This is a genomic window from Enterobacter cloacae complex sp. IR53041 (assembly GCF_049238285.1).
GTDB lineage: Bacteria > Pseudomonadota > Gammaproteobacteria > Enterobacterales > Enterobacteriaceae > Enterobacter > Enterobacter roggenkampii.
On sequence record NZ_JBMKHB010000005.1, the window covers coordinates 169,139 to 192,090 of the forward strand.

Annotated in this window: 24 protein-coding genes, 1 tRNA gene and 2 pseudogenes; 10 read left to right on the forward strand and 17 right to left on the reverse strand. The window is 55.1% G+C overall.

The genetic code is table 11. The features are described from left to right. Positions 1 to 25: 25 nt before the first annotated feature. Positions 26 to 1,171 carry a porin gene (locus tag ACOTXF_RS05930; RefSeq protein ID WP_023293123.1) on the forward strand — a complete coding sequence of 382 codons (1,146 nt, stop codon included), beginning with the start codon at positions 26 to 28 and terminating at the stop codon, positions 1,169 to 1,171. Between the two features lie 90 nt (positions 1,172 to 1,261). On the opposite strand, the gene mnmH is transcribed toward ACOTXF_RS05930, so the two are convergent. The 6 genes from mnmH to ppiB all read right to left on the reverse strand — a co-directional run bounded on the left by mnmH (position 1,262) and on the right by ppiB (position 5,729). After that, a complete protein-coding gene (gene mnmH, locus ACOTXF_RS05935) occupies positions 1,262 to 2,332 on the reverse strand; it encodes a tRNA 2-selenouridine(34) synthase MnmH (protein WP_023293122.1) in 1,071 nt (356 codons plus the stop codon). Between the two features lie 85 nt (positions 2,333 to 2,417). Continuing rightward, positions 2,418 to 3,485, reverse strand: a complete 1,068-nt coding sequence (gene purK / locus ACOTXF_RS05940) for a 5-(carboxyamino)imidazole ribonucleotide synthase (protein WP_032674289.1) — start codon at positions 3,483 to 3,485, stop codon at positions 2,418 to 2,420. Then, the gene (purE, locus tag ACOTXF_RS05945; RefSeq protein WP_021241611.1) at positions 3,482 to 3,991 is read right to left on the reverse strand and encodes a 5-(carboxyamino)imidazole ribonucleotide mutase; all 510 of its coding nucleotides are present in this window, start codon (positions 3,989 to 3,991) and stop codon (positions 3,482 to 3,484) included. Before purE ends, purK begins: the two co-directional genes overlap by 4 nt. A gap of 171 nt (positions 3,992 to 4,162) precedes the next feature. After that, positions 4,163 to 4,372, reverse strand: a complete 210-nt coding sequence (locus ACOTXF_RS05950) for a YdgH/BhsA/McbA-like domain containing protein (RefSeq protein ID WP_008499325.1) — start codon at positions 4,370 to 4,372, stop codon at positions 4,163 to 4,165. A gap of 136 nt (positions 4,373 to 4,508) precedes the next feature. Next, positions 4,509 to 5,231: a UDP-2,3-diacylglucosamine diphosphatase gene (lpxH, locus tag ACOTXF_RS05955; protein ID WP_316937141.1), complete on the reverse strand. Its 723-nt coding sequence runs from the start codon at positions 5,229 to 5,231 to the stop codon at positions 4,509 to 4,511. 3 nt (positions 5,232 to 5,234) lie between these two features. Continuing rightward, positions 5,235 to 5,729 (reverse strand): peptidylprolyl isomerase B, encoded by a 495-nt coding sequence (ppiB, locus tag ACOTXF_RS05960; RefSeq protein WP_008499327.1) that lies wholly within the window; start codon positions 5,727 to 5,729, stop codon positions 5,235 to 5,237. A 174-nt stretch (positions 5,730 to 5,903) separates the two neighbouring features. Between ppiB and cysS the strand changes: the two genes are divergently transcribed. After that, a complete protein-coding gene (gene cysS / locus ACOTXF_RS05965; protein WP_032656601.1) occupies positions 5,904 to 7,289 on the forward strand; it encodes a cysteine--tRNA ligase in 1,386 nt (461 codons plus the stop codon). 86 nt (positions 7,290 to 7,375) lie between these two features. Here the strand turns inward: cysS and ACOTXF_RS05970 are convergent, their stop codons facing one another. The 5 genes from ACOTXF_RS05970 to folD all read right to left on the reverse strand — a co-directional run bounded on the left by ACOTXF_RS05970 (position 7,376) and on the right by folD (position 11,934). Beyond that, positions 7,376 to 7,897, reverse strand: coding sequence for a metal-dependent hydrolase (locus ACOTXF_RS05970; protein ID WP_047745391.1), 522 nt, complete (start codon positions 7,895 to 7,897; stop codon positions 7,376 to 7,378). Between the two features lie 73 nt (positions 7,898 to 7,970). After that, positions 7,971 to 8,987 carry a Mal regulon transcriptional regulator MalI gene (gene malI, locus ACOTXF_RS05975; RefSeq protein ID WP_008499330.1) on the reverse strand — a complete coding sequence of 339 codons (1,017 nt, stop codon included), beginning with the start codon at positions 8,985 to 8,987 and terminating at the stop codon, positions 7,971 to 7,973. Positions 8,988 to 9,070: 83 nt separating this feature from the next. Next, positions 9,071 to 10,570 carry a PTS transporter subunit EIIC gene (locus ACOTXF_RS05980; RefSeq protein WP_023343521.1) on the reverse strand — a complete coding sequence of 500 codons (1,500 nt, stop codon included), beginning with the start codon at positions 10,568 to 10,570 and terminating at the stop codon, positions 9,071 to 9,073. Between the two features lie 283 nt (positions 10,571 to 10,853). Beyond that, entirely contained in the window at positions 10,854 to 11,066 is a 213-nt protein-coding gene (gene ybcJ, locus ACOTXF_RS05985) for a ribosome-associated protein YbcJ (protein ID WP_004143016.1), read from the reverse strand. Position 11,067: 1 nt separating this feature from the next. Next, positions 11,068 to 11,934 (reverse strand): bifunctional methylenetetrahydrofolate dehydrogenase/methenyltetrahydrofolate cyclohydrolase FolD, encoded by an 867-nt coding sequence (gene folD, locus ACOTXF_RS05990; protein ID WP_008499332.1) that lies wholly within the window; start codon positions 11,932 to 11,934, stop codon positions 11,068 to 11,070. 309 nt (positions 11,935 to 12,243) lie between these two features. Between folD and fimA the strand changes: the two genes are divergently transcribed. The 6 genes from fimA to sfmF all read left to right on the forward strand — a co-directional run bounded on the left by fimA (position 12,244) and on the right by sfmF (position 18,255). Beyond that, entirely contained in the window at positions 12,244 to 12,807 is a 564-nt protein-coding gene (gene fimA, locus ACOTXF_RS05995) for a type 1 fimbrial major subunit FimA (protein ID WP_048962555.1), read from the forward strand. A 68-nt stretch (positions 12,808 to 12,875) separates the two neighbouring features. Then, positions 12,876 to 13,421, forward strand: a complete 546-nt coding sequence (gene fimI, locus ACOTXF_RS06000; RefSeq protein WP_008499334.1) for a type 1 fimbrial protein subunit FimI — start codon at positions 12,876 to 12,878, stop codon at positions 13,419 to 13,421. A gap of 34 nt (positions 13,422 to 13,455) precedes the next feature. Then, positions 13,456 to 14,148, forward strand: coding sequence for a type 1 fimbria chaperone FimC (gene fimC / locus ACOTXF_RS06005; RefSeq protein WP_023326827.1), 693 nt, complete (start codon positions 13,456 to 13,458; stop codon positions 14,146 to 14,148). A gap of 14 nt (positions 14,149 to 14,162) precedes the next feature. Continuing rightward, positions 14,163 to 16,724 (forward strand): fimbrial biogenesis usher protein, encoded by a 2,562-nt coding sequence (locus ACOTXF_RS06010; RefSeq protein ID WP_008499336.1) that lies wholly within the window; start codon positions 14,163 to 14,165, stop codon positions 16,722 to 16,724. Continuing rightward, positions 16,717 to 17,724, forward strand: a complete 1,008-nt coding sequence (gene fimH, locus ACOTXF_RS06015; RefSeq protein WP_047747538.1) for a type 1 fimbria D-mannose specific adhesin FimH — start codon at positions 16,717 to 16,719, stop codon at positions 17,722 to 17,724. The genes ACOTXF_RS06010 and fimH overlap by 8 nt, the downstream gene beginning before the upstream one ends. A 9-nt stretch (positions 17,725 to 17,733) precedes the next feature. Beyond that, positions 17,734 to 18,255 carry a fimbria assembly protein gene (gene sfmF / locus ACOTXF_RS06020; RefSeq protein ID WP_008499338.1) on the forward strand — a complete coding sequence of 174 codons (522 nt, stop codon included), beginning with the start codon at positions 17,734 to 17,736 and terminating at the stop codon, positions 18,253 to 18,255. A 51-nt stretch (positions 18,256 to 18,306) separates the two neighbouring features. Here sfmF and fimZ read toward each other — a convergent pair whose 3' ends face one another. From fimZ to ACOTXF_RS06035, 3 genes are all read right to left on the reverse strand, one after another. Then, positions 18,307 to 18,939 carry a fimbria biosynthesis transcriptional regulator FimZ gene (gene fimZ, locus ACOTXF_RS06025; protein WP_008499339.1) on the reverse strand — a complete coding sequence of 211 codons (633 nt, stop codon included), beginning with the start codon at positions 18,937 to 18,939 and terminating at the stop codon, positions 18,307 to 18,309. 800 nt (positions 18,940 to 19,739) lie between these two features. After that, complete coding sequence (locus ACOTXF_RS06030; protein ID WP_232926685.1) at positions 19,740 to 20,468, reverse strand: helix-turn-helix transcriptional regulator; 729 nt, start codon at positions 20,466 to 20,468, stop codon at positions 19,740 to 19,742. 24 nt (positions 20,469 to 20,492) lie between these two features. Further along, positions 20,493 to 21,191 carry an EAL domain-containing protein gene (locus tag ACOTXF_RS06035; RefSeq protein WP_008499341.1) on the reverse strand — a complete coding sequence of 233 codons (699 nt, stop codon included), beginning with the start codon at positions 21,189 to 21,191 and terminating at the stop codon, positions 20,493 to 20,495. 278 nt (positions 21,192 to 21,469) lie between these two features. Here ACOTXF_RS06035 and ACOTXF_RS06040 point away from each other — a divergent pair. Together ACOTXF_RS06040 and ACOTXF_RS06045 are read left to right on the forward strand one after the other, a co-directional pair. Further along, positions 21,470 to 21,546, forward strand: a tRNA-Arg gene (locus ACOTXF_RS06040). 208 nt (positions 21,547 to 21,754) lie between these two features. Then, a pseudogene (locus ACOTXF_RS06045) lies at positions 21,755 to 21,880 on the forward strand (Arm DNA-binding domain-containing protein); the annotation flags it as partial. Here ACOTXF_RS06045 and ACOTXF_RS06050 read toward each other — a convergent pair. The 3 genes and pseudogenes from ACOTXF_RS06050 to ACOTXF_RS06060 form a co-directional block, all read right to left on the reverse strand. Further along, positions 21,868 to 22,031, reverse strand: a pseudogene (locus ACOTXF_RS06050) (transposase); the annotation flags it as partial. The pseudogenes ACOTXF_RS06045 and ACOTXF_RS06050 sit on opposite strands and share 13 nt — an antisense overlap. Positions 22,032 to 22,237: 206 nt before the next feature. Beyond that, positions 22,238 to 22,879 (reverse strand): acyltransferase family protein, encoded by a 642-nt coding sequence (locus ACOTXF_RS06055; protein WP_394817827.1) that lies wholly within the window; start codon positions 22,877 to 22,879, stop codon positions 22,238 to 22,240. After that, positions 22,876 to 22,952, reverse strand: a 77-nt coding sequence (locus tag ACOTXF_RS06060) for an IS1 family transposase (protein WP_033802282.1), incomplete at its 5' end; no start/stop codon positions are given. The genes ACOTXF_RS06060 and ACOTXF_RS06055, both read right to left, overlap by 4 nt.

Below are 22,952 nucleotides of genomic sequence, written 5' to 3' on the forward strand. Positions count from 1 at the left end.
GCAGCGTGTCTATTAAGGAAAAATAATGACTATAAAAAAATCAGCGCTGGCGGCAACGATTGGCGCGGCAGTGGCATTAACGACCTTCGCTTCTCAGGCGGAAATCACCGTTCTTAAGCAGGATCCTCAGGCGGGTAACCCGCTGAGCCGCCTGAACTTCACCGTTGGCGGCAGTATTCGTCCTCAGTTCCAGAACATGACCGGCGACGACGGGAAAAACAGCTACAAGCGTAACGGCTTTGACGGCGGCACCCGCTTCCGTTTCGCTGCAGATTACTACCTGTTTGATGACATCAGCTGGATCAGCTACTACGAGCTGGGTGTGAATATTCCTGCGCAGTTTAACTGGGATCACCACTACGCCGAAGGCGCACACGACACCACGCGTCGTATGCTCTATACCGGTCTGAAGAGCGACACCTGGGGTACGCTGACCTTCGGTCAACAGAACAGCGTTTACTATGATGTGGTTGGCGCGAAAACCGATATCTGGGACTACGACATGATCGCTCAGGCACCGGGTAACGGGATCAACGGCGACTACGACGGTTCTTACCGTTCACGCCAGATGCTGAAATATAAGAAAACCGTGGGCGATGCTGACATTTATGCATCCTACCTGTTTGAAGACAGCGAATTCCTGCCGGGCAACGGCCTGCGCTACAAGCGTAAAGGCGGCGGCTCGCTGGGTCTGGATTACCACCTGACTACCGACCTGACCTGGGGCGCAGCGTGGAACTACACCCGCGCCGACATGCGTAACCCGGACAACGGCGACAGCAAAACCTACGACCAGAACATTCTCGGTACCGCGCTGAGCTGGACCCCGGACAACTGGACCTTCTCCGCAGGCGGCGGCTGGTATCAGAACTTCCTGACCACCAAAAAAGTGTCTGTTAACGACTACTTTGCGGGCGACGCGTGGGGTATTGAGTACTTCGCAGGGTACAAGTTCCCAGTCGGTCAGTACGCGGTGAAATCCATCCAGCCTTACTTCATGGGTGATCGCATTGAGTACGTGAACGGCCGTAACTACCAGCGCATCGACAACGGCGTGGGGATCAGCTTCCAGCTGGATTACGGTTTCCGCGTGGATTACGAACACGTGTTCACCTCCAGCACCGACAACCTGGGCGACATGAACCTGGTGCGTCTGCGTTACGACTTCTAAGCCGTCTGTTCCCCGGTGGCGCTGCGCTTACCGGGGCTACAACAGTACGCGTAGGCCGGGTAAGGCGTAGCCGCCACCCGGCTTTATTTTTCAGCGATCAAGCCACTCAGCAATTTCTTCGTACGTCCCGCGATACACAATCTTTTCCGCCTTTTTCTCCAGCTGATAGCCGTACATCGGGTCGTAATAGTCGTTCAGGAGCGGTACAAGCCAGCTGAAGTGTGCGTCAGTGCGGCCAGAGCGTTGCTGTTCCAGCAGCGCGGAGTCTAACAGCGCGGTAAATTCCGCAAAGCGCTGCAGCCCAAGACGGCGGCGTATGGCGAACAGGCCGTGATGCAGGTACTCGCTGTATTCTTTCCAGCCCGCTTCCTCGCCGTAGGCGGCAGAAAAGTCCGCCCACATATGGTCGAAATACTCTTCGCGCAGGCGTTCAAGACGAATGTCAAACGGATCCTCGACCACGACGATAGGGGCTTCAACCATGCGGTCGCGCAGGCAGGCCGGCAGGTGGTTAGAGCCAATCATCCGGCCTTCATCTTCCAGCACCCAGCGCGCGGCGTCTTTTTTCAATAGCTCAACCGCAAGGTGATTTTCAAAGCTGGCCTGAGAAAGCTGCGGCGTGAGCGTGCGGCCAAATGACGAGCCGCGATGGTGCGCCAGCCCTTCCAGATCGATACCCTGCGCGTGCTGCTTCACCAGCAGGGTTTTACCGTTCCCGGTACAGCCGCCGATAAGCACCATCGGCTTTTGCGACTGCTCGATGGTCACCTGAATCGCCGTCTGGCGCAGGGCCTTATAGCCACCGCGGATCAGCGGGTAGTCGATACCCGCCTCTTTCAGCCAGGCCTGCGAGATATGCGAGCGCTGGCCGCCGCGCGCGCAGCAGAGAAAGCCCTCAGGATGGGCAAGGCTGGCTACGCGCCAGGCGTTGATGCGGGCCTCACGCGTGTCGCCGCTCACCAGGCGATGGCCGAGCGCCAGCGCGGCGTCCGGTCCCTGACGTTTATAACAGGTGCCGACGGCGGCGCGCTCGTCATCGTTCATTAAAGGCAGGTTGACTGCCGCTGGCATCGCGCCCTGGGCAAATTCGATCGGCGCGCGAACGTCGATTAAAGGGGTATCGGACGCGAGGATCGCGCGATAGTCCGTTCCATCGTTCATGGTTATTCCAGAAGAAAGCTAAGCAGCAATGGGCGGGAATTGTACGCCGGGGAAAGAGGAGGTCAACTCCCCGGCGGAGGGAGAACTATTTAAGCTTAGATTGTGCCCAGACAATACCGCTCGCGTATTCCGGCGGCAGGAGCGGGATCATGGCTTCCAGCGTGGCGCTCAGACGGCCCGTGTCGCTGTCGTTCAGGTTCAGGTGGCCGACTTTACGACCCTCGCGGACCTCTTTGTCATACCAGTGCAGATGCACCAGCGGCAGCTTCAGCCAGTCGTAGTTCAGATCGGTCCCGATCAGGTTGATCATCACCGACGGGCTGTTCACCACCGGCTGCGGCAGCGGCAGGTCGGTAATGGCGCGCAGGTGCAGCTCAAACTGGCTGATGGAGGCGCCGTTTTGCGTCCAGTGGCCGCTGTTGTGCACGCGCGGCGCAAGTTCATTGATCAGCAGACCGGACGGGGTGATAAAGCACTCCATCGCCATGACGCCGACATAACCGAGTTCGTGCATGATGGCAGAGAGCATCTCTTCCGCCTGCGCCTGCTGGTCGGCATTGGCGTGCGGGAAGGCGACGCTGGTGCGCAGAATGCCGTCCTGATGCAGGTTATGCGTCAGCGGATAAAACACCGTGTGGCCGTCATGCCCGCGCGCGCCAACCAGCGAGACTTCACCGCTGAAGTTAATGCCCTGCTCAACGATGCACTCGCCGTAGCAATCATCCGGCAGCTCGGCGGTGTCGCCTGCGCGCAGGCGCCACTGGCCGCGGCCGTCGTAGCCACCCACGCGGCGCTTCACGATCGCCAGCTCGCCCAGCATGGCGAAGACGTCGTTCCACTCGCTTTTATCGGACAGGAGCTGCCACGGCGCGGTCGCGAGGCCGAGCTTGTCGAACAGCTGCTTTTGCGTCAGGCGGTCGGCAACGATCGGGAACACGTCGCGGTTAACGAAGGCGTTATGACGCGCCAGCTCGCGGGTCAGAGCGGTCTCCGGCCAGCGTTCAATCTCGGCGGTGATCACGCTCTGGTGGAATGGGACGGCTTCCGGCTCGGCGTCCAGCCCGACGGGCCAGACGGCAATACCCAGCGGCTCACCGGCCTGACGCAGCATGCGGCCTAACTGGCCGTTACCAAGGACGCAAACCTGCTTCATGCCGCACCCCGCGGGTCCGGGTTGTCCAGCACTTCGTCGGTCTGGGCTTTACGCCACGCCGCCAGACGCTCATGTAAGTCTTTATCGTGCGTCGCCAGGATCTGCGCGGCCAGCAGGGCGGCATTGGCGGCACCCGCTTTGCCAATCGCCAGCGTGCCGACAGGAATACCGCGCGGCATCTGAACGATGGAGTAGAGGCTGTCCACACCGCTTAACGCGGCGCTTTGTACCGGGACGCCCAGCACCGGCACCAGGGTTTTGGCGGCAATCATGCCCGGCAGATGTGCTGCGCCGCCCGCACCGGCAATGATCACCTCATAACCGTTCTCTTCGGCGCTTTCGGCGAAGCTGAACAGTTTGTCCGGTGTACGGTGCGCGGAGACCACTTCAACGTGGTGCGGAACATTCAGGATGTCAAAGATTTCGGCGGCGAACTGCATGGTAGCCCAGTCGCTTTTGGACCCCATCACGATGGCGACACGCGCCGGATTATTGCGGGAAGACATGCGTCTTAAAACTCCTGTGGTGCGAAACACACTGCTTTCGAGGGCACAGAGAATAGCATGTTATACGGGCAAGGAAAACGGTTGCGCGGTTAAATCTTGAGCCGTTGTTGCCATCAGTTCATAACAAAACAGACCGCATTCTGGCGGTCTGTTTTCGTCGAGGGGCAATCATTATTTCGTCAGTTCTGCGGTCATATACACGCGATTATCGACCTTCGCGCTGGTGATTTTATAAGACGCACCCTGTTCAGCAGCCTGTGCAGCGATTTTCGCTTCTGCGCGGTCAAGGGTAGAGGCGGTTGCGCTCACGCTCTGCGCGAAAGAACCGAAAGAAACCAGGGAGAGAGCCGCAACTGCAACGAAAGTTTTGATGGATTTCATGGTCGTATTCCTTAAGTGTTTTGTCTGGGATAGGGCGTGTTGCCCTGATGTGATAAATAATAGGCCGACCACGGGCGGATTAAAATCGAAACAATTTGCCGATATTGTTCAAAAAAATAGAATGATGTGGAGGGGGTTAAAAAGGAAACGCGATCAGCTCCACGCCCTCAGGCGTGACTTTGACCATAGAACCTTCGGTATGCCAGGCACCCAATACCACGCGGTGTGCGGGCTGGCCGTTGGCGATGAGGGAATGCACGTCAGGACGATGGGTATGGCCGTGGATCAGCCACTGAACGTCATGCTTTTCCATCACCCGCACGACCGCCTGCGGATTGACGTCCATGATGGTCATGGATTTGCTGTTGTTGGCGGCTTTACTGCCTGCGCGCATTCTGGCGGCGATGCGGTTGCGGATAAAGAGCGGCAGGGCAAGGAACACCTTCTGGATCCACGGGGTGTGGACTTTGGCGCGAAACGCCAGGTAGCCGGTATCGTCGGTGCAGAGCGTGTCGCCGTGCATGATCAGGACCTTGCGGCCGTAGAGGTCGAGCACCTGTTCTTCCGGCAGCAGCGTCATGCCGCTTTCACGGGCGTAGCGCTTGCCGATCAGGAAATCACGGTTGCCGTGAATGAAGTAGCAGGGGACGCCCGAATCCACCAGCGCGTGAATAGCGGCGGCCATTTCACGGTGCAGCGGGTTAGGATCGTCGTCGCCAATCCAGGCTTCAAAGAGGTCGCCCAGGATGTACAGCGCATCGGCGCTTTTCGCTTCACCGCGTAAAAAACGCAGAAAACCGGCGGTTATCGCCGGTTCTTCTGTTTGCAGATGAAGATCCGCAATAAAGAGTGTCGCCACCAATTACTCGCTGACGGTCACGCTGGTAATCACAACGTCTTCTTTTGGAACGTCCTGGTGCATACCGCTGCGGCCAGTAGAGACGGCTTTGATCTTGTCAACCACGTCCATACCTTCAACCACTTCTGCGAATACGCAGTAGCCCCAACCCTGCAGGCTTTCGCCGGAGAAGTTCAGGAAGTCGTTGTCCGCCACGTTAATGAAGAACTGTGCAGTAGCAGAGTGAGGTGCCTGAGTACGTGCCATCGCCAGCGTGCCGCGGGTGTTTTTCAGGCCGTTGTTCGCTTCGTTCTTGATCGGCTCTTTAGTGGCTTTCTGGTTCATGCCAGGTTCGAAACCGCCGCCCTGTATCATGAAACCGTTGATCACGCGGTGGAAAATGGTGTTGTTGTAGAAACCTTCGCGGCAGTAGTCCAGGAAGTTTTTAACTGTTTCAGGCGCTTTGTCATCAAAGGTTTTGATTACGATATCGCCATGATTAGTGTGGAAAGTAACCATTTTTGCATCCTGTTCCGTTATTGTGGTACGTCGACCCGCCTTCGGGTCATCTATAGGGGCTTGTTATAGCATAACCACAGGATGCGATCACCTTGCATTGTGTGCTGCTTCGGGTTTGAATTACGGGTAGAATAGCCGGTTTTCAACCACACACGTGTTTACATGGAATCTTCGATGTTAAAAATCTTTAATACAATGACGCGCCAAAAAGAGGAATTTAAACCTATCCATGCCGGGGAAGTCGGCATGTACGTGTGTGGTATTACGGTTTACGATCTCTGTCACATTGGCCATGGCCGTACCTTTGTCGCCTTCGACGTGGTGTCACGCTACCTGCGTTTTCTGGGGTACAAGCTGAAATACGTGCGCAACATCACCGACATCGACGATAAGATCATCAAGCGCGCCAATGAAAACGGCGAAAGCTTTGTCGCGCTGGTGGATCGCATGATCGCTGAGATGCACAAAGACTTCGACGCCCTGAATATTCTGCGTCCTGACAGCGAGCCGCGCGCGACCCACCATATTCACGAAATCATCGAGATCACCGAAAAGCTGATCGTCCGCGGACATGCGTACGTTGCCGACAACGGCGACGTGATGTTCTCCGTGCCGACGGACCCAACCTACGGTGCGCTTTCCCGTCAGGATCTGGATCAGCTCCAGGCCGGTGCCCGCGTTGACGTGGTTGATGTGAAGCGCAACCCGATGGACTTCGTGCTGTGGAAGATGTCTAAAGAGGGTGAACCAAGCTGGCCATCCCCGTGGGGCGACGGCCGTCCGGGCTGGCACATTGAATGTTCTGCGATGAACTGCAAACAGCTGGGCAAGCACTTCGACATTCACGGCGGCGGTTCAGACCTGATGTTCCCGCACCACGAAAACGAAATCGCGCAGTCCACCTGCGCCCACGGCGGCGAGTACGTGAACTACTGGATGCACTCCGGGATGGTAATGGTTGACCGCGAGAAGATGTCGAAATCGCTGGGTAACTTCTTTACCGTGCGCGACGTGCTGAAGTATTACGACGCGGAAACCGTGCGCTACTTCCTGATGTCCGGCCACTATCGCAGCCAGCTGAACTACAGCGAAGAGAACCTGAAGCAGGCGCGTTCGGCGCTGGAGCGTCTGTACACCGCGCTGCGCGGAACCGACAAGTCTGTTCCGGCGGCAGGCGGCGAAGCCTTCGAAGCGCGCTTCGTTGAGGTGATGAACGACGACTTCAACACCCCGGAAGCCTACTCCGTGCTGTTCGACATGGCGCGCGAAGTGAACCGCCTGAAGTCCGAGGATATGGCGGCCGCGAATGCGCTGGCGTCACATCTGCGTAAGCTCTCTGCCGTGCTCGGCCTGCTGGAGCAGGAGCCGGACGCGTTCCTGCAGAGCGGTGCGCAGGCGGACGACGGTGAAGTGGCGGAGATTGAAGCGTTGATCAAGGCGCGTCTGGAAGCGCGTCAGGCGAAGGACTGGGCGGCGGCCGATGCGGCGCGTAACCGTCTGACCGAGATGGGCATCATCCTGGAGGACGGCCCGCAGGGAACGACCTGGCGCCGTAAGTAAGTCTGTAACGCCCGGTGACGCTTACGCTTACCGGGCCTACGGGCAAAAGTAGGCCGGGTAAGGCGCAGCCGCCACCCGGCTTTTTTTTACCTTCTTTTCCACCACAACATTCCCATCAGCACTACACCCGGCAGCCACACCCACAGCAGTTCTGAAATAATCACCTGATGCCCGTACGGCGTGGTATAGAGTGAGAGCGCAAACGGCGCGACCTTGATCACCTGCCACGGCGCAAAGAAGCGTTCATCTGACCACGGCCACAGCCAGCCGACGCCTTTCCCGCCTGTGGTAATCGAATCCAGCAGGCTGTGCGACAGCAGTGACACGGTTAAAAACAGCCAGCACCGCGTCAGGCTGGCCCGGAACCATCGTCGTCCAGTCAGTACGCAAAGTATCGGCACCACGAAGGCAAAAAGCAGGGAGTGGGTAAAGCCGCGATGGCCGAAAACGTTGCCGTACGCGACGCCGAACTTGAACGCCAGCACGTCGGCGTCCGGCAGCATGGCGAGAACAATGCCGGCAAACAGCAGGCGGGGTGGGATAACTTTTGTCCCCAGGCCTAAGCCCAGGCAAAGCGGAACAGCAGCGTGCGTAATGACGGTAGGCATTGTGATTATCCATGGCAAATCATGGAAATATAGCAGTCATCTCGCGCTAAAAGACCTGTGCTAAATTCTGATTTTACGCCGACTCGCGTGCGATAAGCTGCCCGGAGAGCGTAATACGCTGGGTTTGCAGCGTCGGCTCCTTCAGCGTGCGAATAATCAGCCCGGCCGCCTGACGCCCCGTCTCTTCGCTGGCGGACGAGACGTAGGTAAACGAGGGTGAGGTGAGGTTAACGTGGAGCATATCTTCGAAACCAACCAGGGCGACCTGCTGCGTCAGAAACACATCTTTACCCACCGTACGCCCAACCTGATGAATACCTGAGATGGAGCCGATCATGGCATCCGGCGAGTGGCAGAGCAGGGCGGTGATGGTATTGTTTTTTTCCAGCAGCTGGCGGGTGGCAAAACCCGCTGCCAGCGTGTCATCGCTGCAGGCCGGCGAGTATTCATCGCGCCAGACCAGCCCGTTTTGCGCCATCGCGCTGCGAAAGCCGAGCAGGCGCTGCTCGCGGATAAGGCAGCCTTCCCGTCCGCCTATGTAGGCGATATTACGATGACCGCGCTCGATAAGATAACGCACCGCCAGACTGGCCGCCTGTCGGTTATCGCGCATCACCAGATTGCATTTTTCATCCAGCAGCGACTGAGAGACCACCACCAGCGGCAGCGGGCAGTGGCGAATCTTTTCCGGCAGGGTAGAGGTGCGGGTATCCGAGGCCAGATAGATCACCCCGGCGACGCCCTGCTGCTTAAACGACAGCAGGCAGCGCTCAAGCTGGTCATGGTCGTTCTGGGGCTGACCGAGAAAAACCATATATCCCTGTTTTTCAAGATCCTGAACAATGCTCGCCATCACCTTGATGGAGAAGCTGTCGCTAAAGTCGCGGAGGATCAGGCCAATCAGATTAGAGGTATTGGCGCGGAGGTTGGCAGCGGCAACGTTATGAACATAGCCCAGGGTATTGATGGCAGCGTTGACCTTCTCGATCGTTGCCTCTGAGATTTTCCCTTTCTGGCGCAGCACCAGCGATACGGTGGAAACCGACACGCCCGCGTGCTTTGCAACATCAATAATGCTGACTTTCTTCAAAACCGCTCCCTGAAATTTACCGATTATCAGCCAGATAAAACACGCCTCCCAGCGTACAGGAGACGTGTCGTTCAGGCATCTTATTATTTGCCGATCATGGTGGACATGGTCTGGGCGATAAACTGTGCTCTGGCACCGAAAATCACCTGAATACCGTTGTCGCCGACAAACACCACGCCGCGCGCGCCGAGTCCGTTAAGACCGTCTTTATCCACCGCGTCGCTTTTTGCCACTTCCAGACGCAGGCGGGTGATACAGGCGCCGACGGAGTCGATGTTATGCGCGCCGCCCAGCAGGGTGATGATCTCGGTCGCGAGCTCGGAATCCGATTTTTCATCCGCATTGGCGGTTACTTCGGTGCGGCCCGGCGTTTTCACGTCGAAACGACGGATCACAAAGCGGAACGTGAAGTAATAAATCAGGCCCATTGGAATACCGATGATAATGGCGCTCAGGAAGTGGGTCTGGTAGCCGTTAAACGACGGCAGGATCCCGAATGACAGATAGTCGATAAAACCTGCAGAGAACGACTTGGCGATATGCGCATGCAGCAGGTACATGGTCATGTAGGCCAGACCCGCCATGATGGCGTTAAAGACGTACAGAATCGGCGCCACGAAGATAAAGGTAAACTCAACCGGTTCGGTAATCCCCGTCAGGAAGCAGGTCAGCGCCGCGGAGAACAGAATACCGGCCGCGATTTTCTTATTCTTCGTATGGGCTTCGTGATACATCGCCAGGCACGCCGCAGGCAGCGCGAACAGCATCAGCGGGAATTCACCCTGCATGAACTTACCGGCGTTCTGGTAGGTGTCGCTGCTGAAGGATTTCACCCCTTCTTCCAGCATCTTGAACCAGATGGTCTGGTCGCCGTGGATCACCTGGCCTGCCTGGGTGGTGTAATCCCCAAACGAATACCAGAACGACGGATACCAGATATGGTGCAGACCGAGCGGGATCAGCGCGCGCTCCACCAGACCGAAGATAAAGGTCGAGGCCGCCTGATTATCGCCGTTAACGATCACGGAGAGGGCGTCGATACCGGCCTGGATATGCTGCCACACGTACGGCAGCAGCAGCCCCATCAGGAACGAGAGGAACGCCGTTGCAATCGCCACGAAGCGCTTGCCGGAGAAGAAGCCCAGGAATTCCGGAAGCTGCATGGTGTGGAAGCGGTTATAGCACCAGGCCGCGAGAATACCGCAGATCAGGCCGCCGAAGACGCCCATCTGCAGCGTCGGAATGCCCACCACCATGGCGTATTTCCCGCCCTGGGAGGCCATTTCCGGCGTGATGCTCAGCACGGTGCTGATGGTGATATTGGTGACAAACACCGACACCGCCGCAGACAGCGCCGCAATGCCGGATTCTGACGCCAGGCCCACGGCAGAGCCAATGGCAAACAGCATCGGCAGGTTATCAAAGATAACCCCGCCCGCGTTCATCATCAGCGGCAGATGGAACTTATCGCCGAAGGCCAGCAGCAGGCCCGCAGCGGGAAGCAGTGAAATTGGCAGCATTAAGGCGCGACCAATCATCGATAACTTAGACAGCGATTTAACAAACCCTGATATCAGACTCATGCTGATTTCCCCCGAGTAGCGCTTTTTTTGGCGCTGTTATTGTAAGTAGAACGTTTTAGTAGAACGTTCTACTTATCGTGGGCAAAGCGTGAAAAACGCGCAACTGAATTTTCACTTTTCAACAGACGAAATACTGATTATTTGAAGTGGATCGATAAATAACCGTGATGGGTGTGAGGGGATAGAGATAGAAATTGCCGGGTGGCGGCTTCGCCTTACCCGGCCTACAAACGGAGACAGTACGTAGGCCCGGTAAGCGCAGCGCCACCGGGCATCAAACGGCTTACGCCGTCACGGTCACGCTCTGGCCTTCAAAGCTCACGGTCTGGCCCGCGACAATCTTGCAGCGCTTGCGGGTTTCCACCGCACCGTCCACTTTGACAAGCCCGTCGGCAATGGCAATTTTCGCCTGCGCGCCGCTTTCGCTCCAGCCTTCCAGCTTGAGCAGATCGCACAGCTCAACGTGCGGGTGTTTGCCTAATGAAAATGTGGCCATCTTACGCGTCCTCTACGTCGTGATATTCTTCGCACGCCTGCAGGGTATTCTGAATCAGCGTTGCGACGGTCATCGGGCCTACGCCGCCCGGTACGGGGGTAATGTAAGAGGCGCGCGCGGCGGCATCTTCATACACCACGTCGCCGACCACTTTGCCGTTTTCCAGACGGTTAATCCCGACGTCCACGACAATTGCGCCCTCTTTAATCCATTCACCTGGAATAAAGCCCGGCTTACCGACCGCGACGATCAGCAGATCGGCGTTCTCAACGTGGTGACGCAGGTTTTTGGTGAAGCGGTGGGTAACGGTGGTGGTGCAGCCTGCCAGCAGCAGCTCCATGCTCATCGGGCGGCCCACGATGTTGGACGCGCCGATGACCACGGCGTTCAGGCCGTAAGTATCGATGTTATAACGCTCCAGCAGCGTCACGATACCGCGCGGCGTGCACGGACGCAGGCGCGGCGCGCGCTGGCACAGGCGGCCAACGTTGTAAGGATGGAAGCCGTCCACGTCTTTATCCGGTGCGATACGCTCCAGCACCTTCACGTTGTCGATACCGGCGGGCAGCGGCAGCTGAACCAGAATACCGTCGATCTCTTTATCGGCGTTCAGAGTGTCAATAAGTTCCAGCAGTTCTGCTTCGCTGGTGGTTTCCGGCAAATCGTAAGAGCGGGAGACGAACCCCACCTCTTCACACGCTTTGCGCTTGCTGCCGACATAAATCTGCGATGCCGGGTTACTGCCAACCAGCACAACGGCCAGCCCGGGGGCGCGTTTTCCGGCCGCTTTACGCGCCTTCACTTTTTCCGCGACCTCAGAGCGCACCTGCTGCGCAATCGTTTTACCGTCAATAATCTTTGCTGCCATCAGAGAGAAGATTCCGTCTGTAACGTTCGAAAGGGGGGATGCGTGTATTTTGTCAGAAGCGAGCCCCGCTGTCAGTCACCCTTTGCGCGTTTTTATCCGCAAGACGCAAAAACCCTTCTTAAGGGATGGTCAATTTCTTAGGCGGGATTAGGATGTGACCTGGTAAAATGGCAGCGTTTTGACATATTTAAAAATCACCTCCTGAGCTACTTTGTCTCCTCCGAAATAAGCTTTCAATTACTCAATTGAACGTATTTCTTATTCCCGATTTTTCGCGGGAAGGGTTATTTACATTTTAAAGGAATAGACATGAAACTCAGCAACATTGCTTCTACTGTTATTGCAACTTTGGCCCTAGTTGCGGGTGCCGCAAATGCAGCGGATCCTGCTGCGCCGGTTTCCGTAAATGGCGGTACCGTACATTTTAAAGGTGAGCTGGTTAATGCGGCTTGTTCAGTAAATACTGATTCTTCCGAGCAGACCGTTAATCTGGGTCAGTATCGTACCGCGAAATTCACCAAAGTGGGCGACACCACCTCTAATATTCCGTTCAACATTGAACTGAACGATTGCGATCCGCTGGTGGCCAAAACTGCCGCTGTTGCGTTCACCGGTCAGATCGACCCAACCGACAAAACCCTGCTGGCCATCACCTCCGGCAGCAACGACAACACCGCGAAAGGCGTGGGTATCGAGATCCTCGACAGCAAATCCAGCGTTCTGACGCCAGACGGTGCGACCTTCTCTGCTGCGCAGACGCTGATCGAAGGGACCAACACCCTGAAGTTCACCGCGCGTTATAAATCCACGGCTGCGACTACCGAGCCAGGCCAGGCGAACGCTGACGCCACCTTCGTTATGAAATACGAATAATTCCTCCGCACAGGGATGTTCAGGCCTCAGGGACGAGGCCCGTCATACGCTATTGCCAGGAACAAAGGATGACAAGGACAGGAACACTACTGCTGTTAACCCTTGCGATGGCTTGCCCGGCATCGGCGCATACCGTGGTGATCGAAGGTGGCAAGGTTCATCTCAGAGGTGAACTGGTGAACGGCGGCTGCGCCGTGGCGCCCGACAGCCAGAATATGCGCATCGATATGGGGCAGTACCGAACCAATTCATTTTCCGGCGTGGGCAGTTTTTCCACGGTGAATGTGCCTTTCACCGTACGGCTGCTGGACTGCAGCGTTGATGTTTCGCGCACCGTGGGGATCCAGTTTCAGGGGGCCACACCCGCAGAAGATCCTCAGGTCTTTCTGGCGACATCGCGACCAGGTGAAACGCCTGTCAGCAGCGGCGTTGGGCTGGCGCTCTTTGACGAGCAGCAGCGTCAGATTATCCCAAATGCCACGGCCGTCAGCTGGCTGCCGATCGATACCCGCGAGCTGGCGTTCCATTTCAGCGCCCGCTATCGGGCTATTTCCGAACACCTCGAGCCAGGCAAAATTCAGTCGGATGTCTGGTTTACGTTGATTTATCCATAACACCTGCGAACACATTATTAAAGGTACGGTTGTGATGAATACCCTAATTAAACCAGGACTTTTTTTATCGTTTATTTTAATGATGGTTTCTGCCTGCGCGAATGCATCCGGCGGTATTGCGCTGGGAGCCACCCGCGTTATTTACCCGGCGGACGCGAAGCAAACGTCGCTGGCGATCACCAACAGCAATAAACAGGAACGCTATTTAATTAACGCGTGGATCGAAAATGCGAACGGGCAAAAAGAAAAAACGTTTGCCGTCACGCCGCCCCTGTTTGTTAGCGAGCCGGACAGTGAAAACACGCTGCGCATTATTTACGCCGGGCCTGCGCTGCCTGCCGACCGTGAATCGCTGTTTTACATGAACGTGAAAGCGATCCCGTCAGTGAACAAAGCCAAAACGGAAAACAATAACGTGCTGCAGCTGGCTATTCTCTCGCGTATCAAGCTGTTTGTGCGCCCGAACAACCTGGCAATGCAGCCGGAAGAGGCGCTTTCCCAGCTGCGGTTTGAGCGCGCGGGTAACCATCTCAAAGTCAGCAACGCGTCTCCGTATTACATCACCCTCGTCAATCTGAAGCTGGGCGGGAAGACGCTGGATAACCTGATGGTGGCGCCGAAAAGCGCGGCACAGCAGGTGCTGCCAGCCGGTGCCGGCGGCACGCTCTCCTGGCAGAGCGTGAATGACTACGGTGCCATCACGCCGGCGCGTAGCGTCAACCTGTGAGCAGAGTCAGGGCGATGAAAAACCATCAGGGACGTTACTGCCCGGTTGCGCTGGCGCTGATGGCTGCGCTCTGGCCGCAGGCTGGCTGGAGCGAAAGCTATTTCAACCCGGCCTTCCTGTCCGACGACACCGCCAGCGTGGCGGATTTGTCGCGTTTTGAACAAGGACACCAGCAGGCACCCGGCGTTTATCGCGTGGATATCTGGCGTAACGATGAATTTATCGGGACTCAGGACGTGCGTTTTGAGCAGGCGGAGAACACGCCGCCGGTGGCGGGCGGGCTATCGCCGTGTATTACGCGGGCGATGCTCGACCGCTTTGGCGTCAACGTTGCGGCGTTTCCCGAGCTGGCTCAGGTCCAGGGTGAGGCGTGCGTCCCGTTGACCACGGCCATTCCCGGTAGCGAAACGGTATTCAACTTTGCCTCACAGCGCCTGAACGTTAGCCTGCCGCAGGTGGCATTGCAGAACAGCGCCCGGGGCTACATTCCGCCGGAACAGTGGGATGAAGGCATTCCCGCCGCGCTGCTGAACTACAGCTTTACGGGCAACCGGGGCAGCGAAGACGACAGCTATTACCTCAACCTGCAGAGCGGGCTGAACTATGGCGCCTGGCGCCTGCGCAACAACGGCGCATGGCGATACACGCAGACCAACGGGCAGCGGCACAGCGAGTGGCAGAATATTGGCACCTGGGCGCAGCGCACCGTGATCCCGCTGAAAAGCGAACTGGTCCTGGGCGACAGCAATACCGGCAATGACGTCTTCGACAGCATGGGGTTCCGCGGCGGACGGCTCTTCTCGTCTGACAGCATGTACCCGGACAGCCTGCAGGGCTACGCGCCCACCGTACGCGGGATCGCCCGGACGCCCGCCAAAGTGGTGGTGCGTCAGAATGGCTACGTGATCTATCAAAGCTATGTGCAGCCGGGCGCATTTGCGATTACCGATCTCAACCCCACCTCCTCAAGCGGTGACCTGGAAGTGACGGTAGAAGAGAAAGACGGTACCCAGCAGCGCTATACCGTGCCGTACTCCACCGTGCCGCTTCTGCAGCGTGAAGGGCGCTGGAAGTATGACCTCGTCGCGGGGGATTACCGCAGCGGTAACAGCGATCAGGATACGCCGTTCTTCACCCAGGGCACCCTGATTACCGGGCTTGCCAACGGCTTTACGCTCTACGGCGGGACGCAGCTGGCGTCACGCTATACCGCGGTCGCCGTCGGGGCCGGAAAAAACCTGGGCGACTGGGGCGCGGTTTCGCTCGATATCACCCACGCCCGCAGCCAGCTCGCGGACGACAGCAAGCATGAAGGACAGTCCCTGCGCTTCCTCTATGCGAAATCCCTTAACGGCTTTGGCACCAACTTCCAGCTGCTGGGCTACCGTTACTCCACAAAAGGGTTTTACACCCTGGACGATGTGGCATGGCGCTCCATGGAAGGCTATCAGTATGCCGACAGCCAGGATGATAACGATGTGCCGGACGTGCAGAGCTATCACAACCTGACGTGGAATAAAAAAGGCCGCTTCCAGCTTAACGTTTCTCAGTCGCTGGGGGATTACGGCTCGGTCTATATCTCCGGCAGCGAGCAGACCTACTGGGGTACCGACGAGTCGAACCTCTGGTACCAGCTGGGGTATGCGGGGGGCATGAAGGGGATCAACTACTCCGTTTCGTGGTCGTGGAACAAATCCGTCGGGATCGACGGCACCGACCGGATCGCGTCGTTTAACGTCTCCGTGCCGTTCAGTATCTTTACCCGTCAGGGCTATCGCCGGGACAGCGCCATCGACAGGGCCTACGCCACGGCATCCGCCAGCCGGAACAGCGATGGCGACACAAGCTGGCAAACCGGCGTCAGCGGCACGCTGCTGGAGGACCGCAACCTGAACTACAGCGTGACTCAGGGACACACCAGCACCAACGGGTCAAGCGGAAGCGCCAGCGCCAACTGGCAGGCGACCTACGGCACGTTGGGCGTGGGCTACAACTACAGCGACGATCAGCACGATCTCAACTGGCAGCTCTCCGGCGGGGTCGTCGGTCATGCCGACGGCGTGACCTTCAGCCAGCCGCTGGGTGACACCAACGTGCTGATCAAAGCGCCGGGGGCATCCGGCGTCAGCGTGGAAAACCAGACCGGCGTGAGAACCGACTGGCGAGGCTATGCGGTGATGCCGTATGCCACCGTCTACCGCTACAACCGCGTGGCGCTGGATACCAACACCATGAGCAACAACACCGACATCGAAAACAACGTGAGCAGCGTGGTCCCGACCAAAGGCGCGCTGGTGCGCGCCAGCTTTGATACTCGCATTGGCGTGCGCGCCCTGCTGACGGTAACGCGCGGCAACCAGCCCGTGCCGTTCGGCGCGGTGGTCCGTGAGACCCGGAGCGGTGTCACCAGCATGGTGGGGGATGACGGGCAAATTTACCTGAGCGGGCTGCCGCTGGAGGGCGAGTTGCTGATCCAGTGGGGCGACGGGGCGCAGTCCCAGTGTCGCGCGCCTTACAGTTTGCCTGAAAAGAGCCTGCAACAGGCAATCACAATGAAGGGGATTCGCTGTGAATAAAACCCACATCTTAGGCTTGTCGCTTCTGGCGCTACTGCCTGCGGCAAACGCATTCGCCACCGTGTGCGTCAATGAAAAAGGCGTGCCGACGGAAGTGCATTACGACCTGACGGACAAATTCAATAGCTCGAATAACCAGATTGGACAGGTCGTGACGCTCAGCGAGAAGTCGCAGTGGGTAGGGGTGAATGCCGTCTGCCCGAAGGGCACGGTCGGGAATACCACCAAGCGTAGCTATGTGACCGACTATCCGGTAACGGGAACGAGCGATGGCTATCAGTATCTGAAGCTGAACGACTATCTGGACGGGGCCATGAAAATCACGGACAGCTATGCTGGCGTGTTTTATCCGCCAAAAAACTATATCCAGATGGGGAGCCATCCTAACGTCTCCAAAAACAGACCGTTTGGCGTTCAGGACTCCAGCCTTGTCTTCCGCCTTAAGGTAACCCGACGTTTTATTAATATGGTCGTGATCCCGCGCGCCACCATGTTCCGCGTTTACGTCACCACCACCTCCTCGGATCCGCTCACCACGCCGGTCTATACCATCAGCTACAGCGGTACCATTCAGGTGCCGCAAAGCTGCGCTATCAACGCCGGAAACGTGGTGGAGTTTGATTTCGGCGACATTGGTGCCTCCTTGTCCAGCAAGGCGGGCGTAGGTAACAAACCGGAGGGCGTCTCATCGCAAAGCAAAACCATTGCGATCAAATGCACCAACGTCGAGGCGAACGCCATGCTGACGATGCGCGTAGAGGCGGAGAAAGTCTCTGATAATGTGCTGGTGTCGGATAACCCGGACGTCGGGTTCATCATTGCCAACGAGAGCGGTGCGCCGCTAACGCCTAACAACCTGACAAGCAAAATTCCGTTCCGCCTCGACGACAGCGCGCAGGCAAAGGTGGGGATCCGCGTCTGGCCAGTGAGCGTGACGGGCAACAAGCCAGCGGAAGGGCGTTTCACCTCGCGCGGGTATTTGCGCGTGGATTACGACTAAGGAGCCGATATGCGAAACGGGATCCGTTTTCTCACCGTGGCGCTCTTTGCGCTTTGCACACAGGCTCAGGCGGACACCGCGTTGGGTGAAATTAACATTCGGCTCTACGGCAATATTGTCGATTTTACCTGCGTTGCGGAAGGCAGCGACAGCGACAAGACCGTCACGCTGGGCACCTGGCCCACGAAACAGCTCAGCACCACCGGGAGCCGCACGCAGCCCATGCCGTTTACGCTGAAGCTGACCGGCTGTCCGCCGGGCGCGGCGTCGATTACGTTTTCGGGTAAAGCCGACGGGAGCAATAACGGTTTGCTGGCGCTGAACGACGCCAGTACAGCGAGCCGTGTCGCGGTAGAGATCAGGGATGCGGATAAAACGCGTCTGGCTCTCCAGCAGGCCAGCCAGCCGGTCTCGGTTGATGCGCAGGGGAATGCAACATTGTCGTTTTATGCCAATTATATTGCCACTGCAGATAACCCTCAGCCCGGACGAGCCGATGCGGATGCCACCTTTATGATTAACTATAATTAGCACTGACCGCACTCCCTGCAGCTCAGATAAGCTGCAGGGAGTGAATTCAGGTTAAAGCAGCTCGTGCGCTTTGGCGTAATCAATTAATTCCACGATGCTTTGCACGCCCAGCTTGGAATAAATATTGGATTTATGCGCGCTAATGGTTTTGTTACTTAATAGTAGCTGTTCAGCAATTTCCTTATTGGATAATCCATTCGCCAGATAGCGTAATACCGTGACCTCGCGATTTGATAATGGCATATCGACTGCCATCCCTTTCCCTGAACCCAAATGGTTTATAAAGTTCAGCGTTTCCGATGGGAAAAAGGAATAGCCCATCAGGATCATTTCTACGGCGTTGTAGATCTCACCCAAATCTTTTCGTTTACTGACGAAACCATTTGCCCCGGCGCGAATGGCGCGACCCGCGTAAAATAACTCTGATTTAGATGAGAGGAACAGAACCTTAATGTCTTTGTTTAAGTTTCTGATTCTCTTAAGTAAAGCGAAAGCATCCGTGCCCGTGAGTTCAATGTCAAGGATCACCAGATCGATAGGGTGATTACGGATACAGTCAAGGACTTCATGGCTATCGCCAGACTTGAGCTTGACTGTGATATTCTTATTTTTCTGTAGCAGGACTTCTATCGACATTCTGACGATAGGATGTTCGTCCATAATGATAACGGATGCCGGTTTCATTTTTAATGCCTCAGATTGTTAAAAGCGTTATGCAGAGTTTGGTAAAACTCTCGAAATGCCGGAAGGATATAATGTGCAGATCCCTATACCGTAGTATTTTCCTGGAAAGAGCGAAAGCATCCTTGTTTACGTAATGAAAAGAACTATGCCTCAGCGCGGTCATCTCATTTGGCTGGTGTTGGCAAAAAGGTTTTTCTTATTCAGATTTGGTACGCTTCTTATTATACAGGGTAAGTTTTTTCCGAAAACCCTGTAAATTAATCACAGGATATTGGTTTGTATTATCTTCTGGATCTGAATCGCTATTTTTTTAAATTTAGCGGAAATATCCTGTTATCCCATTTACCGCATATTTTCATCTTTATGTAATAACAAAAAATAACAGATATCTCTGTATGTTGATCAATTGTTAACAAAAATACGCATCATTTTGGGGGACTCGCCCGGTCTGATGAGGTGAACAATTGCCCTCGCAGGCCGTCAGACCTTCATCTGAAAGGGTGAAGGTTGACCTTCAGCTCCGCAACTCCTGCACAGGAGAACATGCTATCTGCTTCGCTTTTCCCTCCAGGGCGCAGTCGCTAAGCTGCTTGTTTTTACATCATTATCATCTTGTTAACGCTGTCTGCATTCATTTAACGGATGGAGGAAAGTGCTGCCGTTCGTTCAATTTGTGGCATATCACAAGGTTCTCGCCCATAAATTAGGAATAGTTATAATTTCGACTTTATTGTTAAAAATTAACATTTTTGAAACACGAATGGTAAGTAAATTCTTAAAGCGCTTTAGGAAATAAGGGGTTAGGACGTGAGTGAAAACGTGCAGTCTGAGAGGTTATTAAGAAGATGCAACAATTCCTGTCGATGACTCAGCCCCAGCTTCACCAGGATGCAGCTAAGACGATAGATAATGCGGCTATAGGGACGATTCTGCATAAGGGCAATCTGACGTAACGTCTTGCCCCGGGAAAGTTCCTGCAGGATCGGCCATTCATTGCGGTTGAACCAGTCTTTGTCGGAGCCCTGTGGCGGGCAGGCATCCAGCAGGCTGTGCTGGAGTGCCGCGGCGTTCAGCTGGCGCTCGAGCACATGAAAGGGACCTGCCGCTTTGCAGAAAAGGCGGGTGTCGTAATTATCGGCCCGGACTAACAGCCAGGGCGTCAGGAACGGAGGAAACAGGCTATGCCTTCTCAACTGATCCAGTTTCTCCAGAAGCCCCGTTGACCGGCTTTCAATATCCACGACCAGACGGGCGGAGGGCCATTGGGTCTGTGCGACAAGGGCGTCGTCCAGCGTGGCGTAATCGCAGCAGCTGCTCAGGGGAAACTGCCCGTTGAGAAAACCGGTGCGCAGGAAATGATCCTCCGTCACCAGGAGAATAAACGGGGCGTCTGTTTTGCGGGGCTGGCTGATGGACTGGCTCAAAAATTCGAGCCGGTCGAAAAAGGGGGGAGCAAAAGGTGAGCGCGTAAATCCCAGTGCATCACTTCCTGTACGCCGCCGCCGGTAACGGCGCACTGTCATTCGCATGGTCTCCCTCCTGGAAATGGCGTTTTAATCCTCCGGCCATGTCCAGGACGGCCAGTAATATCCCTGGCCGAAGTCTGCGCCTGCCTGCAGTGCCCAGGTACGATCGCGTTCAGTCTCAATACCTTCGATAAGCACTTTCCCGGCAAGCTGAAAGCAAAGGGAAACCAGTTGCCTCAGCGCAGGGGTGTCGCGTAAACGCCAGAATGCTTCCTTATCTATTTTTATGCCGCTTAACGGAAGTCGACAGGATAAAAACGACTGCACTAAGACATCATCAATGTCATCCAGCCAGATAGCGTGCCCCTGTCTGCTCAGCTGCTGCAGATTCTGAACCACGCGCTGCTTCTGCGCGACGGACAGCGCCAAAAAAGCCGCAAGGTCGACAAGCTCAATATTGAGCGGCACGCAGGGGAGTCTGATGAGCCGCTGGAAGGACGCAGGCTCTGTCAGGACGGTTATCGGCAGATTAATAAAAAGGTTATGACCGTGCGGCGTATTTTTTAACGCAGCAAGCTGCGCCTCAAGCAGCGTTAGCGACCAGCCAGCGGACCGATCGCAAAAAAAATCCTCACTGTGCCGCGTATCGGCCAGGACGCTAAGGACCTCGACGCCAACCTGACGCAAAGAGGCGAGGGCGACGATAGGCTCAAGCTTAATGCCGACGATGTCCTGAGAGAGGTACTGTAACCGGGGGGGCGTATCGATCAGGTTTTGCGCTGTCACTCCATCGTCCTGTTGTCTGTCAGCCTCCAGGCGGCCGGGATACCTGGCTCTAGTGTGACGAGCTGACGTTCAGGAAAACAGCAGGCGTTACTTAAATGCAACTAAGCCTTTTCGCAGCGCTAAATTTTACGGTAAAACAGGGAGGAATGTTGAGAAAATAGCCGTATTTACAATCGGCTAGCGGTAATTGGCCCTGAAAACGGAAAAGGCATTGACTCACCTGCCATTGACCGTATAATTCTTCGCGTTTCACCACCGCGAAGTACTCGCTTCTCAGTGCGCCCTTAGCTCAGTTGGATAGAGCAACGGCCTTCTAAGCCGTAGGTCGTAGGTTCGAATCCTACAGGGCGTGCCATTTCATTTCTACTAACGTCTCTCAAAGTCTACTCAATCCAGTAATACCAAGCTATTCAGCTAAATCTCGCTCTCCCTACGTCTACTAAATTGTATTGAAATCGATACCAACCCGAGGGGATATTCGGGTGCATATACTGGTTCAATGGAAAGAGATACCTCCAATGCAGTTAACGGCACGCCAGGTCAGCACAGCTAAACCTTAGGACGTGCCCTTCAAACTGGCGGATGGCGGTGCCCTGTATCTGTTTGTTAAACCGAATGGTTCCAGATACTGGCGTCTGAAGTACTGGCTCGCAGGAAAAGAAAAACTCCTGTCTATTGGCGTTTTGCCCTGATTCTCATCACGTTGTTGTTTGACCCATTTCGTCATCGTGGAAAGTCCAGTATCCATAGCCTTGTAGCATCAGAGACGGTGTTATGTTGGTCGACAACGAGATGAGCTGATACGCGTTTGAATTCAGAGCTAAAATTTCTTCTTTTAATTGGTGCTTTTGTGTTGTTTTGAGGTGAGCATTTCACCTGTGTCAGGTGGCTAAATTCAGTAAACCCCTTCAATGATTGGCACATCTGCACACTAGAAGATATAAAATGGAAAAAAATTATTAGCATCCTATTTTTCGAGTTAAAACATACAAAATTTCAACAATGGGTAAAAAAGGGACTGAGTACGCCCCTTTTTACAATATTATTTAAGAAACCTTCTGCGCGGCTAACAGATTTATATGCATTGTGGGTTTTTCAATGTATTTGTACATTATAGGGGCAATAACACCTAAGGTTGCTACAGACACCAATTTCCAAATCATATAACCCTCATCATACAAGTAGTATTTAGATACGGCCTGAGGAATTCCATGGATTAGGTAAATTGAGAAACTACAGGCACCAAGGACTCTAACTGGTTTGCACGTAAGTATACCAAAGTATGTACATCCGCACTTAAGAGTATAAAAAACAACCATCATTAATAATGGAGTTATTACATCATATGCCTTTCCTATCAACATAACAGCGAAAAAAAGTATAATTGAACTGATTGAATCATGTAACTTAATTTCTTTTTTTATAGTTGCAACCATAAAGCCAGCAAGAAAGTACATTACATAGCTCAATTGAATATCTTTACTTATAAAGTACCATTGGTAGACAACATAGGACATAGATATCAGCACAAAAGATTTGGGGTAAGGGAATCTTTTTAATAATATGAATATGATAGGTATGGCAACATATAGTCTTAGCTCCCACACCATTGTCCAAAGAACACCGGAATTCATTATTACGAGAGGTATGTCATTTATACGCGTCATCGGGTAATGACTCCAACTTATTGATAGTGTTTTATGTTCAGATAATGCCCGATGACTTTGTCATGCAGCTCCACCGATTTTGAGAACGACAGCG

What these genes read in the sequence shown, in the direction of transcription:
- fimI (WP_008499334.1), top strand. Translation starts at nt 12,876, where the DNA reads ATGACAAGGACAGGAACACTACTGCTGTTAACCCTTGCGATGGCTTGC.
- ACOTXF_RS05930 (WP_023293123.1), top strand. Translation starts at nt 26, where the DNA reads ATGACTATAAAAAAATCAGCGCTGGCGGCAACGATTGGCGCGGCAGTG.
- fimC (WP_023326827.1), top strand. Translation starts at nt 13,456, where the DNA reads ATGAATACCCTAATTAAACCAGGACTTTTTTTATCGTTTATTTTAATG.
- fimZ (WP_008499339.1), bottom strand. Translation starts at nt 18,939, where the DNA reads ATGAAACCGGCATCCGTTATCATTATGGACGAACATCCTATCGTCAGA.
- purK (WP_032674289.1), bottom strand. Translation starts at nt 3,485, where the DNA reads ATGAAGCAGGTTTGCGTCCTTGGTAACGGCCAGTTAGGCCGCATGCTG.
- ybcJ (WP_004143016.1), bottom strand. Translation starts at nt 11,066, where the DNA reads ATGGCCACATTTTCATTAGGCAAACACCCGCACGTTGAGCTGTGCGAT.
- purE (WP_021241611.1), bottom strand. Translation starts at nt 3,991, where the DNA reads ATGTCTTCCCGCAATAATCCGGCGCGTGTCGCCATCGTGATGGGGTCC.
- ACOTXF_RS06010 (WP_008499336.1), top strand. Translation starts at nt 14,163, where the DNA reads ATGAAAAACCATCAGGGACGTTACTGCCCGGTTGCGCTGGCGCTGATG.
- fimA (WP_048962555.1), top strand. Translation starts at nt 12,244, where the DNA reads ATGAAACTCAGCAACATTGCTTCTACTGTTATTGCAACTTTGGCCCTA.
- ppiB (WP_008499327.1), bottom strand. Translation starts at nt 5,729, where the DNA reads ATGGTTACTTTCCACACTAATCATGGCGATATCGTAATCAAAACCTTT.
- cysS (WP_032656601.1), top strand. Translation starts at nt 5,904, where the DNA reads ATGTTAAAAATCTTTAATACAATGACGCGCCAAAAAGAGGAATTTAAA.
- ACOTXF_RS06030 (WP_232926685.1), bottom strand. Translation starts at nt 20,468, where the DNA reads ATGCGAATGACAGTGCGCCGTTACCGGCGGCGGCGTACAGGAAGTGAT.
- ACOTXF_RS05950 (WP_008499325.1), bottom strand. Translation starts at nt 4,372, where the DNA reads ATGAAATCCATCAAAACTTTCGTTGCAGTTGCGGCTCTCTCCCTGGTT.
- sfmF (WP_008499338.1), top strand. Translation starts at nt 17,734, where the DNA reads ATGCGAAACGGGATCCGTTTTCTCACCGTGGCGCTCTTTGCGCTTTGC.
- ACOTXF_RS05970 (WP_047745391.1), bottom strand. Translation starts at nt 7,897, where the DNA reads ATGCCTACCGTCATTACGCACGCTGCTGTTCCGCTTTGCCTGGGCTTA.
- mnmH (WP_023293122.1), bottom strand. Translation starts at nt 2,332, where the DNA reads ATGAACGATGGAACGGACTATCGCGCGATCCTCGCGTCCGATACCCCT.
- ACOTXF_RS05980 (WP_023343521.1), bottom strand. Translation starts at nt 10,570, where the DNA reads ATGAGTCTGATATCAGGGTTTGTTAAATCGCTGTCTAAGTTATCGATG.
- folD (WP_008499332.1), bottom strand. Translation starts at nt 11,934, where the DNA reads ATGGCAGCAAAGATTATTGACGGTAAAACGATTGCGCAGCAGGTGCGC.